Here is a 15,160-nt window from a genome sequence, read left to right as displayed (position 1 = left end):
GTATAACGATGACAGGAGTAAAGTATGGATCGTGCATTATTTCTTGCAATGAGTGGTGCAAAGCAAAATATGCAGGCAATGCAACTCAGAGCAAATAACCTGGCTAATGTCAGTACAACCGGATTCAGGGCTGATTTAGCGCAGGCTCGTTCTATGCAGACTTATGGTGATGGTTTTCCTACCCGTGTTTTCAGTATGACTGAGCGCCCTGGCCAGAGCTTCAAACAAGGAAGCGTGATTACAACCGGCCGCGATTTGGATGTTACTGTTCAGGGAGAAGGCTGGATTTCCGTGCTGGATAAAACCGGCAAAGAAGGTTTAACCCGAAACGGAAATTTTCAGGTGTCTCAGAATGGTTTACTTACGTCAGGAACGGGTCATTTAGTTCTTGGGGAAAACGGCGCGCCAATTACCTTGCCTGTTCCTTTGAGTAAAGTTGAAATAGGCACTGATGGAACAATTTCAGTGCTGCCTCAGGGAGCGCCTGCAAATGCAATGGAAATTGTTGATCGCATTAAGCTGGTTCGTCCTGAAAATCAGTCGTTATACAAAGATGCGAATGGTTTGTTCCGTGCAAAAGATCCGAATGCTGCTTTTGAGGCAGATGCACAGGTAACTTTGCTTCCGGGGGCACTTGAAGGAAGTAATGTTAACGCGGTTGGCGAAATGACAAATTTGATAGATTTACAACGTCAGTTTGAAATGCAGGTCAAAATGATGAGTACAGCAGAAGAGATGGATAAAGCATCTGATTCTCTGTTACGTACGAGTTAATGAGTCAAGGAGAATAGAATATGCATCCGGCATTATGGGTTAGTAAGACAGGTTTAGATGCGCAACAGACTAATATTGCGACAATTTCTAACAACCTTGCAAACGCATCAACAGTGGGCTTTAAGAAAAGCCGGGCTGTGTTTGAAGATCTCTTTTACCAAAATGTGAATCAGCCCGGAGGTCAGTCGTCTCAGAATACTGAACTGCCGAGCGGATTGATGCTTGGTGCTGGTTCTAAAGTGGTTGCGACGCAAAAAGTACATACGAATGGTAATGCTCAGACAACCAGTAACAGTCTGGACATGATGATTGAAGGTGATGGTTTCTTCCAGATATTGATGCCTGATGGCAACATCGGTTATAGCCGCAACGGTCAATTTACCCTGAATGCTGAAGGGATGGTTGTTACTTCCGGTTCCGGGTATCCGCTACAGCCTGAGATTGTGGTTCCTGAAGATGCACAATCTATCACTGTTGGTGATGACGGACAGGTTTCAGTTCGTATTCGCGGACAGCAGGAAAACCAGGTTATTGGACAAATTACCACGGTTGATTTCGTTAATCCGGGTGGTTTAGAACCTGTCGGTCAAAACTTATATCTGCCAACGGGTGCGAGTGGTGACCCTCAGGAAGGTGTGCCAGGGCTTGAAGGATTGGGAAATATTCGTCAGTCAATGCTTGAAAGTTCTAACGTGAACGTGACAGAAGAGCTGGTGAACCTGATTGAAGCTCAGCGTGTTTATGAGATGAATTCAAAAGTCATTTCTGCTGTAGATAAAATGATGGGTTATGTAAACCAACAGCTTTAATCATTTGTTGTTGAAGAGAGATACACAATGAAACGTATAGTCACACTTTGTTTAATTAGTCTTTTGTCCGGTTGTTCACTGGTTCAGTATGATTCAAATGACTGGGCTTATACTGAAGGAACAACGACTGTTGATGCAGTCGAAGGGGATAAATCACAAGATACTAATAATGACGATGGGTTAATTGACTCTCTGAACAGCCGGGTTGATCCTGTTGCCGGTGATCCGGCATGGGCTCCGATCCATCCCAAAAAACAGCCTGAGCATTATGCGGCAGAAACCGGGTCGCTATTTAGTCAGGCTGCGTCTAACAGCTTATATGATGATTCTAAACCCAGACATGTGGGAGATATTATCACCGTCACTTTAAATGAAAGTACCAAAGCCGCGAAGAGTTCTGATGCCGATTTATCCAAGAATAATGATGCTTCTATGGATCCCTTAGAAGTCGGTGGTAAAGAGCTTGCTATTGGTGATTACAATTTCTCATATAATCTCAGTAACGGTAATAAATTCTCCGGAAGTGCAGCGGCAAATCAAAGCAACAGCATCTCCGGATCCATCTCAGTTGAAGTAGTGGAAGTGTTAAATAACGGCAACCTGATCATCCGTGGCGAAAAGTGGCTGACACTGAATACCGGTGATGAATACATCCGTTTGAGTGGCACGGTCAGACCTGAAGATATTACTTTTGACAATACTGTGCCATCAAACCGGATTTCGAATGCAAGAATTCAATATTCCGGCACAGGAACCAATCAGGACATGCAAGAACCTGGATTTTTGGCACGATTTTTTAATATAGCTCTTTAAAGCATGTTTAGTGACAAAGTTTTGGCCTGGAGCCATATTAGAAAATTCAAGGTATTTGCAATGAAGAAAATCATATCCTTTGTACTCATTGTTCTCTGCTTTCCTTTGGGCGCACAGGCTGCGCGGATAAAGGATGTCGCTGAAGTTGCCGGCGTCCGGAGTAACCAGCTGATAGGATATGGTTTGGTGACCGGGCTGCCGGGAACCGGCGAATCGACGCCGTTCACGGACCAGAGTTTTAATGCCATGCTGCAAAACTTCGGCATACAGTTGCCGCAGGGGACTAAGCCTAAAACTAAAAATGTTGCAGCGGTCATGATTACAGCGGAGCTACCTCCTTTTTCCAAACAGGGCCAAACAATTGATGTCACGGTTTCTTCCGTAGGTTCTGCGAAAAGTTTACGTGGTGGTACGCTGATGCAAACCTTCCTGAAAGGGTTGGATGGCAAAGTTTATGCGGTTGCTCAGGGGAATCTGGTTGTCAGTGGTTTTAGTGCCAGCGGGGCTGATGGTTCAAAGTTGGTCGGGAATACGCCAACAGTTGGTATGATTTCAAATGGTGCAACTGTTGAACGGGAGATTCCGACCCCTTTCACCCGCGGAGACTATATTACCTTTAATCTGCTTGATTCCGATTTTACGACAGCGCAGCGTATGGCTGATGCGGTAAATCAGTTTCTTGGGCCTCAAATGGCAACAGCAATTGATGCAACATCGGTAAAGGTACGGGCTCCACGGGATGCCGGCCAGCGCGTTGCTTTTCTTTCTGCGATTGAAAACCTGGAATTTAATACTGCCGAAGGCTCAGCAAAAATTATTGTGAATTCGCGAACCGGGACGATTGTTGTCGGTCAGCATGTCAGATTAAAACCGGCTGCGGTTACCCATGGCGGAATGACTGTGGCTATCAAAGAAAATCTTAACGTGAGTCAGCCCGGGGCTTTAGCAAACGGGGATACGACTGTCGTACCTGACTCAGATATTTCTGTTTCAGAGAAGAAAGGTAAAATGTTTAACTTTCAGACCGGGGTAACACTTGATGATTTAGTCCGGGCTGTGAATGAAGTCGGTGCTGCGCCTTCTGATTTAATGGCGATTTTGCAGGCCTTAAAACAAGCTGGTGCGATTGAAGGTCAGTTGATCATTATTTAGGAAGGAAATGTCATGAATAATAACGGAACAAAAGATATTGGTTTTATTCAGGATATTTCTCAACTGGATAGACTGCGTAAACAAGCTGTCAGTGGTGACAAGCAGAGTGAGCAAGAAGCATTAAAGGCTGCGGCAAAGCAGTTTGAATCCGTGTTTACTTCAATGCTTTTTAAATCAATGAGAGATGCGAACTCAGAATTTAAGACTGACCTGTTTAACAGCCAGACGGAAGATTTTTACCGCCAGATGCTTGATGATCAAATGTCCAGTGAGTTGAGCACATCCGGCAAGCTCGGGCTGGCAGATATGATTGTGGCTCAGCTGTCAGCAAATTCAGGTCAGGATGATCAGGATAAAGCAACAGATGTGGCGAAGCCTGATCAATTACAAGCTGCACTTGAGCGTGTCAGAAAATACCATCAGGATGCGGCTTTAGCACAATCTTCTCCTCAGATCGCAGATGCAGAAGCACCAGTTCATGTGACAGAACCCCGAGTCTTTAAATCGCCTGAGTCTTTTATTGCCACAATGAAACCTTATGCTGAAAAAGCTGCACGTGCTTTAGGTATTGATTCATCTTTGCTTCTTGCTCAGGCGGCACTGGAAACCGGTTGGGGGAAAAAAGTTGTCGGCAATGCGGCAGGTAGTAGCCACAACCTGTTTAATATTAAAGCAGATCGTCGCTGGCAGGGTGACAAAGTGACTTCGCAGACACTTGAATATCGGGATCAGATTCCTGTAATGGAGAAAGCAGCTTTTCGTTCCTACAGTAATTATCAGGATAGTTTTGATGATTATGTTCGCTTTCTTGCTGAGAACCCCAGATATACAACTGCATTAAATCATCAAGGCAACGATCAGCAGTTCATTCGGGACATACATCAAGCTGGCTATGCTACCGATCCGGATTATGCAAATAAAGTGTTAAGAGTTCAGGCAAAAATAAAACAAATGGATTAATTCTCCGGCTTTATATTCTTCATTACCTATTTCATCGAATTCTTTTTAATTCAGGGAGAGCGTTTGCCTCCCTGAATTTTATCTAACCCTTTGTCTTTTCTGTTTTTATTTTAGTTGGCACGCCTATTGCTTGTTTATAATCAGCGTTGCCGGTTTTTGCCGGTTGAATAATATTTTTGGGGGCAGTATGGCATCTGATTTGTTAAATATTGGTACTCAGAGTGTGTTAACGGCACAGAAGCAGTTAAACACGACTGGTCATAATATATCTAATGTAAATACAGATGGTTACAGTCGTCAGTCGGTAATCCAGGGCGTGAATATGCCCCGTCAGTATGGTGGTCAAACGTACGGAATGGGTGTGCATGTGGAAAATGTTCGCCGCTCCTGGGATCAGTTTGCCGTCAAAGAGCTAAATGTTGCCACGACTGATTTTTCTAATAAACAAGATATAGAAAAGAACCTTGATACGTTGACCAAGATGTTGTCATCGATTACGTCGAAAAAGATTCCTGAAAACCTGAATGATTGGTTTGATGCACTGAAGACTTTGGCAGATAGTCCAAATGATGTTGGTGCCCGTAAAGTCCTTTTAGAAAAGGCGGATTTGATTGCGACGAATCTGAACGGATTCTATCAGACAATTCACCGGGGCTATCAGCAAACGAATAATGCTCTGGAACACGGAATTACCCGAATTAATCAGCTTGCTGTAGAAATCAGAGACTTGCAGCGATTGATGATGAAAACTCCGGGGCCGCACAATGATTTAATGGATCAGCACGAAAAGCTTGTCCGTGAGTTAGCTGAATATACCAAGGTGACCGTTACTCCACGTAAAAATGCGGAAGGATTTAATGTTCATATCGGTAATGGGCATACATTAGTATCCGGCACAGAAGCAAGCAAACTGACAATGATTGCCGGCTATCCGGATACACAACAGCGGCGGCTGGCAATGATTGAAGGCAAGGGAATTAAAGCCATTTCCTCAAAGGAAATAGGGGGAAGAATGGGCGCCTTATTCGATATGCGGGATAAAGATATTCCTTATGTTCTGGACGAAATCGGCCGGCTGGCTGTTGCCTTCTCTTATAAAGTAAACCATTTACAGACCCAGGGGTTAGACCTTGACGGACAAATTGGCCGGGAACTGTTTACTGATGTCAATTCAGATGTTTCAGCAAAAAGACGGGTAATCACACATAGCCAGTCTGAAGCTGATATGTCGGTTTATATTGATGATATCAGTCAGTTAAAAGGTGGCGAGTATTCACTTTTGTATACGGGTGATGAATATGTCACGACATTGCCAAATGGCAAGCAGAAACGGCTGACGCCTGTGGATGATGAAATCTACCTTGATGGGATGAAGATAAAAATTGCCAACTCACCTGAAGAAGGGGAACGCTTTTTTATCCGGCCAACCCGCAGAGGGGCGGCAGACATTCAGACAGAAATGAATGACCCACGTGAAATTGCAGCACAAAGTTACGAAGCATCAACGACTTTTGCTCAGGGCACCGCATCATTTGAAATCATCAAAGCCGGTGAACTGAAAGAATTTGAAGTACATATCTCAGGTAATGGGCAAACATTTTCCGTTCAGGATAAAAATGGCAAGGTGATTTTAAAAGATCAGCCTTATCCGCCTTCTGAGCCTGTTGAATTGATGGGAACAATATTCCAGCTTTCAACCGGTGCTTTACCCAGTGATAAATTCACGGCGAACCTTGTCCCTTCTGAAGGGGATAACGGAAACCTGAGAAAAATGCAAAATATTCAGACAGATAAAGAAATGGATGATCATGAAACAACGATTATCGACCTTTATCATAATCTGAATACCAATGTTGGTTTGAAAGCTTCTACAGCCTCACGTCTGACGGATGTGGCCCGTTTGGAAAAAGAAGCTGCATCTGAGCGTATTGCATCTATTTCCGGTGTAAACCTGGATGAAGAGGCCGCGAACATGATGAAGTTCCAACATGCTTACATGGCTTCATCAAGAGTGATGCAGGCAGCTAATGACACTTTCAACACGATCCTGCAGTTGAGATAGGAGTCGGTGAATGTTAAATCGCATTTCAAGCTTTCATAACTATCAGGCCGTTCAGAATGACCTGCGTCGTCAGGAAGCAAAGGTCCATCATAACCAGGCGCAGCTTGCGTCCGGTAAAAAGCTTCTGACGGCAGCTGATAATCCGTTAGCGACACATTACATCCAAAATGTTGCGCAGCAGGAAGAGCAAATCCGCCAGTATCTTGATGCGATTGTCATGGTCAGGAACCGCCTGGGACATCAGGAAGCGATTATTTCTAATGCTGAAGAATATGCGGATGTTGCTAAGCGGACTGTCATGGAAATGATTAATGGTGCGCTTTCGGCTGAAGACAGGATGGCTCATGAGCGGGAGCTTGAGGAGCTGTCAAATAACCTCCTGAATTTAAGTAATGAGCAGGATGAATCCAGTAACTATATTTTTGCCGGAACCAAACCTAAAAGTCAGCCATTTTTCCGGGACAATGATGGCAATGTAACTTACGCCGGTGATGATTATCAGCGAAAAATGAAGATTTCTAATTCTCTGGAAGTTCCTTTCAATAATCCAGGGAATAAAGTGTTTATGGATATTAGGAATCCTTTCGGGGATTACGAACCTGACTACGAATTACAGGAAGGTTCTGAGTTATTGCTGGAAAGGGCAGTCAATGAAGATTCGGATGATGAGTCAAAGTATTCGGTCGTATTTGTTGATATGGGAAATGGCGAATTTGGCTACCAGTTAGAGCAGGATGGCAGCGATGTTCAGACGGATATATTTAACCCGAAAACAGGGATTCAGTATGAAGGTCTGACGATTAATGTCAAAGGACAGATTACAGCCGGAGACCGGATTGAACTGACGCCACGAAAGACTTTCAGCATCTTTGATACGTTCAAAGAAGCAATGAAATACTCCGAAAACTCAGTATCTGATGCCTCTTCAACAGCGAAGCTGCATCAAATGACGGAAGAATTTCATACCGCTTTTATTCATTTGAATAAAGTAAGAACAGATATCGGTGCCCGTTTAAGTACGCTGGATATCCAGGAAAACGAGCACGAGGATTACAAGCTGACTTTAGCTAAGTCTAAAAGCAGTTTTGAAGATCTCGATTACGCTGATGCTGTGATCGAGTTTAATGAAAATACACGTGCCCTTCAGGCCTCACAACAAGCATTTGGTAAGACAAAAGACTTAACGCTGTTTAATTATATCTAACTTTCATAGTGCCTTATGTGCAATGCCATAAGAGCGAAAGGAGATAGTGGGAGCGTTATTTTTCAGGTATCAAAGCCTTGGGTGGCAAAGAAGCGGCAAGAAAAAGCGGCAACGTGTTGAAGTATAAGACTTCAATCATTGGTTTAAATATTACTAGGTGAGCTTTCTTTTTTAACTTGTTGATTTTAAAAGAGTTTTAATTTCATGAAAAGTTGGCACGTAAGTTGTATTAATTTAACTATGGAGCATATTATCGATTCTGTAATCGATGGTGTAGCGATATGGCAAGTTATTTACGGTCAGTGCTTCCAAATGAGAGTTAAAGCTGACCACTTCGCAATAAGCTTGCGAACTCAATAGGAGAGCAAACTATGACCATTAATGTAAATACGAATGTGTCAGCGATGACAGCTCAACGTTATCTGACGAAAGCGACAGATGAGCTGAATACATCGATGGAACGTCTATCTTCAGGGAATCGAATCAATAGTGCAAAAGATGATGCTGCGGGTTTGCAGATCTCTAACCGGTTGATTTCTCAGTCTCGTGGTTTAGATGTTGCCATTCGTAATGCGAGTGACGGTATTTCTATTGCTCAGACTGCTGAAGGGGCAATGGGTGAGTCAACAAGTATCTTACAGCGTATGCGTGATTTAGCACTGCAATCTGCAAACGGAACAAACTCTCACTCAGAGCGTACGGCACTGAATGATGAATTTCATGCGTTGCAGGATGAGCTAAACCGTATTGCTGAAACAACATCTTTTGGTGGACGCAGACTATTGAATGGAACGTTTGGCGAAGCCGCTTTCCAGATTGGTTCTAATGCAGGTGAAGCGATTATTATTGGTTTAACCAGTATGCGGGCTGATGATCCACATATGGGTGGAAAAACATTCTCCAGTGAAAACGGGAAGAGTGAAGACTGGGGTGTTCCGGCTGATAAGCGTGACCTGAAAATGGAATTCACGACTAAAGATGGTGAAGAAGTTGAAATCAATGTCATGGCAAAACCTGGTGATGATATTCAGGAAGTTGCGACGTATATCAATGGTCAAAATGAGCGGGTGAAAGCTTCTGTCAATGATGATGGACAGCTTCAGCTCTTTATCGGTGAAACTGATATTACCGGTGATTTGTCGGTTTCCGGCGGACTGGCCTCTGAGCTTGGCATTGAAGATGGCGAAGGCACTTATACGACTGTGAATCAGGCAGATATTTTATCGATTGGAACCTCTCAGAATGCAGTCAGTATTCTTGATGCAGCATTGAAGTATGTTGATTCAGAACGGGCTGATTTGGGTGCTAAACAGAACCGTTTGAGCCATAGTATCAACAACTTATCAAACATTCAGGAGAATGTTGAAGCTTCGAAAAGTCGTATTAAAGATACTGATTTTGCGAAGGAAACAACCCAGATGACAAAAGCGCAAATTTTGCAACAGGCCGGTACTTCTATTCTGGCTCAGGCAAAACAATTACCAAACGCTGCAATCTCTTTGTTGCAGTAGTAACGGCGTTATTATCTGTTTGGTTCAGACGTGAGCTTAGGATAATAACCCTTTGGTAAAAGTATGGTGAGTGAATCGTGTGAAACTCTCTCTCAAAAAACCTGTTTCACACGTTTATGAATCATACACCTGGTATGCCAAATGTGACTATTTCTCTCGATCTCCACATTGGACTGGCTACCAACTCTCTAGCCCCGGTTCTCTCAAAGGAAAAGGGGCTTCTCTCTTTATGCTACCCCGGCAATTCTCAGAAAAACTTTAGCTATTTTTCCTCCTTTTTTATTCATTTTGCGTGCTCTGTCGCAATGTGATCTTTACTCCATCTTTTTCACTTAAATGCTTATTTTTTTTCTAAAGGAAATAACACACGAGTCGCTATAGGACTGAACTTTGAGAGAACTATGTTTATCCGAGACGTCGGAGAAACATTTAAGAATTTCCGCACTGCCGGAAAATCAATAGGAGAAACCACTATGGCGGTTAATGTAAATACAAACGTATCAGCGATGACGGCTCAGCGTTATCTGAATAGCGCAACGCAACAAATGAACTCATCAATGGAACGTTTATCTTCTGGATATAAAATCAATAGCGCGAAGGACGATTCAGCTGGGTTGCAAATTTCGAATCGTTTGAATGTCCAGAGTCGTGGTCTTGGGGTTGCTGTCCGAAATGCAAACGATGGTATCTCTATTGCCCAGACAGCTGAAGGTGCGATGAAAGAAACAACAAGCATTCTGCAGCGTATGAGAGACTTGTCTCTGCAATCTTCAAACGGTTCAAATTCGAAATCTGATCGTCAGGCAATCCAGGAAGAAATTACATCATTAAATGATGAATTAAACCGTGTTGCTGAGACAACATCATTTGGTGGAGCGAAGTTGATGAATGGTACATTCTCAACTAAATCTTTCCAAATTGGTGCTAATAGCGGTGAAGCCGTTATGCTGAACCTGAAAGACATGCGTAGTGACAACAGCAATATGGGTGGTCATAGCTATGTTGCTGAAGAAGGTAAAGGTAAAAGCTGGTCTGTAAGTGGCGATGATAACGATTTGACAATCACTCTAAACGATAAAGTTGAAGGTGAAAAAACTATCGAAATCAATGCTAAAGCTGGTGATGATATCGAAGAACTTGCTACATATATCAATGGTCAGACTGATGAACTGGTTGCATCTGTTAACGAAAAAGGTCAACTTCAATTGTTCACAGACAACAACCGGATTGATGGTGACCTGGACTTTGGTGGTAGTCTGGCGAGCGAATTAGGTCTGTCTTCTGATTCAAAACAAGTTACAGTTGATTCTATCAATGTAACTTCTGTTGGTGGTGCGCAACAAGCTGTTGCTGTTGTTGATGCTGCTTTACAATATGTAGATAGTCACCGTGCTGAGCTGGGTGCTTTCCAAAACCGTTTTGGACATGCAATCAGCAACCTGAACAATATTGATGAAAATGTTAATGCTTCTGCAAGTCGTATCAAAGATACTGATTTTGCAAAAGAAACAACAGCTTTAACAAAGTCTCAGATTTTGTCTCAAGCATCAAGTTCTGTACTTGCTCAGGCAAAACAAGCACCAAATGCAGCATTAGCATTATTAGGCTAATAGCCAGCTTTGATACTTGCATTCAAAAAATCCAGCCCAGGCTGGATTTTTTACTTTTACCTCTATCTTTCCTTTCTCAATTCCGTACTTTCGCATCGGCCAACATTTACCGGTAACCCGGTTCGGTTGATCTTTCGGGTAAGAAATCTTATTCAATCAAAAGCATTCAGAGCAGTAATTAAGGAGAGAAGTATAGTGATGGTATGCAAAGACGGATAATGCACATTTAAATATCAGATGGATGTTGGTTGAAGACGTGTTTATTCATGAGATTTTTCTGTTCTTCTTTTGCTCTCTCTGGGGGATTTTTATCTGGTGTTTGAGGCTGTCTTGATAGCCCTGATATCATTGCTCAAGCGGGCCATAGAGTTCCTGAATTGCACCTGTGAAATGACTTGTTGCTTTAGATATGAATAATACCGTTAAAGACAAAGACAAAGACAAAGACAAAGACAAAGACAAAGACAAAGACAAAGACAAAGACAAGAGTTACCAATAAGAAGCGAATAGGATGGTACAACACACATAGCTTATCTGCTAATGAATGAAATGTTTTTTAAAGAGAAAGATAAGAGAGCTAACTACAGGAGAGTAATCACTAACTGCTATTTCTGGTGCGGAGGGAGGGACTTGAACCCTCACGTCCTAACGGACACTAGCACCTGAAGCTAGCGCGTCTACCAATTCCGCCACCACCGCGTGTCGAAATAGCAATTAATATATGGTGGCTACGACGGGATTTGAACCTGTGACCCCATCATTATGAGTGATGTGCTCTAACCAGCTGAGCTACGTAGCCAAAAATATAACTTATGGTGCGGAAGGAGAGACTTGAACTCTCACACCTTGCGGCGCCAGAACCTAAATCTGGTGCGTCTACCAATTTCGCCACTTCCGCATCTGTTTCCGAAAATTTATTTCAGAAATAACAAATTTTAATGCATCATCCAGTCAATTGACTAAACAACATAAATATGGCAGGTCTACCTGGATTCGAACCAGGGGATGACGGGATCAAAACCCGTTGCCTTACCACTTGGCGATAGACCTGCAATGTATCTCGAAACGATTCAAAATACTAAATACATGGTGCGGAAGGAGAGACTTGAACTCTCACACCTTTCGGCGCCAGAACCTAAATCTGGTGCGTCTACCAATTTCGCCACTTCCGCACATATCTGATGAGTTGCATCAGAAAACAAATTTTTAAACTACCAATCACTTATCGTAATTGATATGAAAATGGCAGGTCTACCTGGATTCGAACCAGGGGATGACGGGATCAAAACCCGTTGCCTTACCACTTGGCGATAGACCTGCAATGTATTTCGAAACGATTCAAAATACTTAAATATATGGTGCGGAAGGAGAGACTTGAACTCTCACACCTTGCGGCGCCAGAACCTAAATCTGGTGCGTCTACCAATTTCGCCACTTCCGCATCTGTTTCCGAAAATTTATTTCAAAAATAACAGATTTTAATGCATCGTCCAGTCAATTGACTAAACAACATAAATATGGCAGGTCTACCTGGATTCGAACCAGGGGATGACGGGATCAAAACCCGTTGCCTTACCACTTGGCGATAGACCTGTAATCATTTATTCTCACTTTGGTGCGGAGGGAGGGACTTGAACCCTCACGTCCTAACGGACACTAGCACCTGAAGCTAGCGCGTCTACCAATTCCGCCACCACCGCAAAGTAGTGAGAATAAAATGGTGGCTACGACGGGATTTGAACCTGTGACCCCATCATTATGAGTGATGTGCTCTAACCAGCTGAGCTACGTAGCCACTTTCAGAGCGGAACAATATAATAAATCCGACTCTTTGTTTCAATCTCTTTTTTCTATTCTTAAAAAGAGAACGAAAAATTGGCAGGTCTACCTGGATTCGAACCAGGGGATGACGGGATCAAAACCCGTTGCCTTACCACTTGGCGATAGACCTGCAATGCATTTCGAGAAATACTCAAAACACTGAAATATGGTGCGGAAGGAGAGACTTGAACTCTCACACCTTGCGGCGCCAGAACCTAAATCTGGTGCGTCTACCAATTTCGCCACTTCCGCAAATATTAATACGAACTCACAGTCAGTATTAAATGGTGGCTACGACGGGATTTGAACCTGTGACCCCATCATTATGAGTGATGTGCTCTAACCAGCTGAGCTACGTAGCCATCTATATTCTTTTGCTGAAATATACATATGTATATTCTCAAGAACGGAGCGCATTATGCGGATATGGTGCAAGAGCGTCAATAGTTTTTTTGAATAAATTTGTATAAATTAATCGTTCGTTTTTTTTTTGAGCAAAGCTGGCTGTTTATTAGCAAATTCACCCGTTTTTAACCCCGGGTTTTTTCAAAAAACTGAATCGAGGAGCTGAACTGAACTTAGCTGTTTCTAATGGTTCAGGGAGCTTTGGTAAGCTCCCTGCAAATTGTCATGTGGCTTAGACATTAAATCGGAAATGAACCACATCACCATCTTTAACAATGTAGTCTTTTCCTTCAAGACGCCACTTTCCTGCTTCTTTTGCGCCTGATTCACCATTGAACTGAATAAAATCATCATAACCGACAACTTCAGCCCGGATGAAGCCCCGTTCAAAATCAGTATGAATTTTACCAGCGGCCTGAGGGGCTGTTGCACCGACAGGGATTGTCCATGCGCGGACTTCTTTTACACCTGCAGTGAAATAGGTATGCAAATCAAGCAGTTCATAGCCTGAACGTATTACCCGGTTCAGCCCCGGCTCTTCTATGCCCAAATCAGCAAGAAATTCATCGCGATCATCGTCGTCCAGCTCTGCCATTTCTGCTTCAATTGCTGCACAGACTGCAACAACAACATTATTTTCTTTAGCGGCAAATTCTTTTACTGCATCCAGGTATGGATTGTCCTCAAAACCATCTTCGTTAACATTAGCGATATACATGGTTGGTTTGAGTGTCAGAAAGTTCAGGTAAGCAATTGCAGCATTTTCTTCTTTCGTCAGAGTAACACTACGCGCCATGCCACCTTCAGTGAGTACCGGCAACAGTTTCTCGAGGACAGTGATTTCAAATTTTGCGACCTTATCGCCACCTTTTGCTCTTTTTGACTGGCGCTGAATTGCTCTTTCACAGGCATCTAAATCTGCAAGCGCAAGTTCCAGGTTAATGACTTCTATATCTTCAATTGGTGACACTTTGCCAGAAACATGGACGATATTTTCATTCTCAAAACAACGAACAACATGCCCAATCGCATCGGTTTCCCGAATGTTCGCAAGGAATTTATTTCCTAAACCTTCCCCTTTGGATGCACCAGCGACCAGACCCGCGATGTCCACAAACTCCATGGTTGTCGGCAATACTCGTTCAGGGTTGACAATGTTTGCCAAAGCATCAAGACGAGTATCTGGTACCGGAACGATGCCGGTATTGGGCTCAATTGTACAAAAAGGAAAGTTTGCTGCTTCAATTCCTGCTTTAGTAAGCGCATTAAAAAGCGTTGATTTACCAACATTAGGAAGACCAACAATGCCACATTTAAAACCCATGACTATAACCCTATTCTGCTTTGAATGTATGTAAACGGTTTTGTGCTTTCGTTAAACCATCTTTCAGTAAAATGTCCAGACACCGGACAGACTCATCGACAACTGCATCCAGACACTCCTGCTCTTTCTGAGGCGCTTTCCCCAGAACATAACCTGTGACCTGATCTCTGTGTCCCGGATGTCCTATACCCACTCTGAGGCGGTAAAATTCTTTATTATTGCCTAACTTACTGATGGTATCTTTGAGGCCATTATGACCACCATGTCCACCACCCATTTTAAACTTAGCGACTCCGGGAGGGAGGTCAAGTTCATCATGGGCAACCATGATTTCTTCTGGTTTTATCTGATAGAATTTGGCTAATGCTGCAATGGCTTTCCCGGATAAATTCATGAATGTTGTTGGAATCAACAAGCGAAGATCCTGATTATGCACGATAACCCGTCCTGTCAGGCCATAAAATTTTGATTCATTTTTTAATACAACATGATGGACCCGGGCGAGCTCTTCTATAATCCAGGCACCTGCATTATGTCTTGTTCTCGCATATTCAGGGCCGGGGTTTGCCAGCCCAACAAGTAACTTTATCGGAAGACTCACAATATGGCCCTCTTTGGAACTTAAAAGCGCCGTATCATAGCACAATATTTGACATACCCAAACTTGTGAGCATGTTCTCAGAGAATAAAAAAACACCACATTCAATCATGTGGT

11 protein-coding genes and 13 tRNA genes are annotated in these 15,160 nt (G+C 43.1%); 9 read left to right on the top strand and 15 right to left on the bottom strand.

Annotated features, from left to right (window positions below):
• The first annotated feature begins 24 nt into the window (after nucleotides 1–24).
• The 9 genes from flgF to OC443_RS15035 all read left to right on the top strand — a co-directional run bounded on the left by flgF (nucleotide 25) and on the right by OC443_RS15035 (nucleotide 10,895).
• On the top strand, nucleotides 25–774 hold the full coding sequence (gene flgF, locus OC443_RS15075; protein WP_073581184.1) for a flagellar basal-body rod protein FlgF: 750 nt from the start codon (nucleotides 25–27) through the stop codon (nucleotides 772–774).
• A 20-nt stretch (nucleotides 775–794) separates the two neighbouring features.
• Entirely contained in the window at nucleotides 795–1,583 is a 789-nt protein-coding gene (gene flgG, locus OC443_RS15070) for a flagellar basal-body rod protein FlgG (protein ID WP_073581186.1), read from the top strand.
• A gap of 27 nt (nucleotides 1,584–1,610) precedes the next feature.
• The gene (gene flgH / locus OC443_RS15065) at nucleotides 1,611–2,396 is read left to right on the top strand and encodes a flagellar basal body L-ring protein FlgH (protein ID WP_073581188.1); all 786 of its coding nucleotides are present in this window, start codon (nucleotides 1,611–1,613) and stop codon (nucleotides 2,394–2,396) included.
• 60 nt (nucleotides 2,397–2,456) lie between these two features.
• Complete coding sequence (locus OC443_RS15060; RefSeq protein WP_073581190.1) at nucleotides 2,457–3,548, top strand: flagellar basal body P-ring protein FlgI; 1,092 nt, start codon at nucleotides 2,457–2,459, stop codon at nucleotides 3,546–3,548.
• A 12-nt stretch (nucleotides 3,549–3,560) separates the two neighbouring features.
• Nucleotides 3,561–4,508 carry a flagellar assembly peptidoglycan hydrolase FlgJ gene (gene flgJ / locus OC443_RS15055; RefSeq protein WP_073581192.1) on the top strand — a complete coding sequence of 316 codons (948 nt, stop codon included), beginning with the start codon at nucleotides 3,561–3,563 and terminating at the stop codon, nucleotides 4,506–4,508.
• Nucleotides 4,509–4,695: 187 nt separating this feature from the next.
• The gene (flgK, locus tag OC443_RS15050; protein ID WP_073581658.1) at nucleotides 4,696–6,570 is read left to right on the top strand and encodes a flagellar hook-associated protein FlgK; all 1,875 of its coding nucleotides are present in this window, start codon (nucleotides 4,696–4,698) and stop codon (nucleotides 6,568–6,570) included.
• Between the two features lie 10 nt (nucleotides 6,571–6,580).
• Nucleotides 6,581–7,774: a flagellar hook-associated protein FlgL gene (gene flgL / locus OC443_RS15045; protein WP_073581194.1), complete on the top strand. Its 1,194-nt coding sequence runs from the start codon at nucleotides 6,581–6,583 to the stop codon at nucleotides 7,772–7,774.
• A gap of 371 nt (nucleotides 7,775–8,145) precedes the next feature.
• On the top strand, nucleotides 8,146–9,285 hold the full coding sequence (locus OC443_RS15040) for a flagellin (RefSeq protein WP_073581196.1): 1,140 nt from the start codon (nucleotides 8,146–8,148) through the stop codon (nucleotides 9,283–9,285).
• A 473-nt stretch (nucleotides 9,286–9,758) separates the two neighbouring features.
• Nucleotides 9,759–10,895 (top strand): flagellin, encoded by a 1,137-nt coding sequence (locus tag OC443_RS15035; protein ID WP_073581198.1) that lies wholly within the window; start codon nucleotides 9,759–9,761, stop codon nucleotides 10,893–10,895.
• Nucleotides 10,896–11,507: 612 nt separating this feature from the next.
• On the opposite strand, the gene OC443_RS15030 is transcribed toward OC443_RS15035, so the two are convergent.
• From OC443_RS15030 to pth, 15 genes are all read right to left on the bottom strand, one after another.
• A tRNA-Leu gene (locus tag OC443_RS15030) sits at nucleotides 11,508–11,594 on the bottom strand.
• A 23-nt stretch (nucleotides 11,595–11,617) separates the two neighbouring features.
• Nucleotides 11,618–11,694 (bottom strand) — tRNA-Met (locus tag OC443_RS15025).
• A 14-nt stretch (nucleotides 11,695–11,708) separates the two neighbouring features.
• A tRNA-Leu gene (locus OC443_RS15020) sits at nucleotides 11,709–11,793 on the bottom strand.
• 77 nt (nucleotides 11,794–11,870) lie between these two features.
• Nucleotides 11,871–11,945 (bottom strand) — tRNA-Gln (locus OC443_RS15015).
• Between the two features lie 37 nt (nucleotides 11,946–11,982).
• A tRNA-Leu gene (locus OC443_RS15010) sits at nucleotides 11,983–12,067 on the bottom strand.
• Between the two features lie 71 nt (nucleotides 12,068–12,138).
• Nucleotides 12,139–12,213 (bottom strand) — tRNA-Gln (locus OC443_RS15005).
• 38 nt (nucleotides 12,214–12,251) lie between these two features.
• A tRNA-Leu gene (locus OC443_RS15000) sits at nucleotides 12,252–12,336 on the bottom strand.
• 77 nt (nucleotides 12,337–12,413) lie between these two features.
• A tRNA-Gln gene (locus OC443_RS14995) sits at nucleotides 12,414–12,488 on the bottom strand.
• A 20-nt stretch (nucleotides 12,489–12,508) separates the two neighbouring features.
• Nucleotides 12,509–12,595: transfer RNA gene (locus OC443_RS14990), tRNA-Leu, on the bottom strand.
• A gap of 18 nt (nucleotides 12,596–12,613) precedes the next feature.
• Nucleotides 12,614–12,690: transfer RNA gene (locus OC443_RS14985), tRNA-Met, on the bottom strand.
• Nucleotides 12,691–12,771: 81 nt separating this feature from the next.
• Nucleotides 12,772–12,846: transfer RNA gene (locus tag OC443_RS14980), tRNA-Gln, on the bottom strand.
• A 37-nt stretch (nucleotides 12,847–12,883) separates the two neighbouring features.
• Nucleotides 12,884–12,968, bottom strand: a tRNA-Leu gene (locus tag OC443_RS14975).
• Nucleotides 12,969–13,001: 33 nt separating this feature from the next.
• A tRNA-Met gene (locus OC443_RS14970) sits at nucleotides 13,002–13,078 on the bottom strand.
• A 275-nt stretch (nucleotides 13,079–13,353) separates the two neighbouring features.
• Nucleotides 13,354–14,445 carry a redox-regulated ATPase YchF gene (gene ychF / locus OC443_RS14965; protein ID WP_073581200.1) on the bottom strand — a complete coding sequence of 364 codons (1,092 nt, stop codon included), beginning with the start codon at nucleotides 14,443–14,445 and terminating at the stop codon, nucleotides 13,354–13,356.
• A gap of 10 nt (nucleotides 14,446–14,455) precedes the next feature.
• The gene (gene pth, locus OC443_RS14960; protein ID WP_073581202.1) at nucleotides 14,456–15,046 is read right to left on the bottom strand and encodes an aminoacyl-tRNA hydrolase; all 591 of its coding nucleotides are present in this window, start codon (nucleotides 15,044–15,046) and stop codon (nucleotides 14,456–14,458) included.
• Nucleotides 15,047–15,160: the final 114 nt, after the last annotated feature.

Source organism: Vibrio quintilis, from assembly GCF_024529975.1.
Lineage (GTDB): Bacteria > Pseudomonadota > Gammaproteobacteria > Enterobacterales > Vibrionaceae > Vibrio > Vibrio quintilis.
This window is presented reverse-complemented; position numbering and strand designations above follow the sequence as displayed.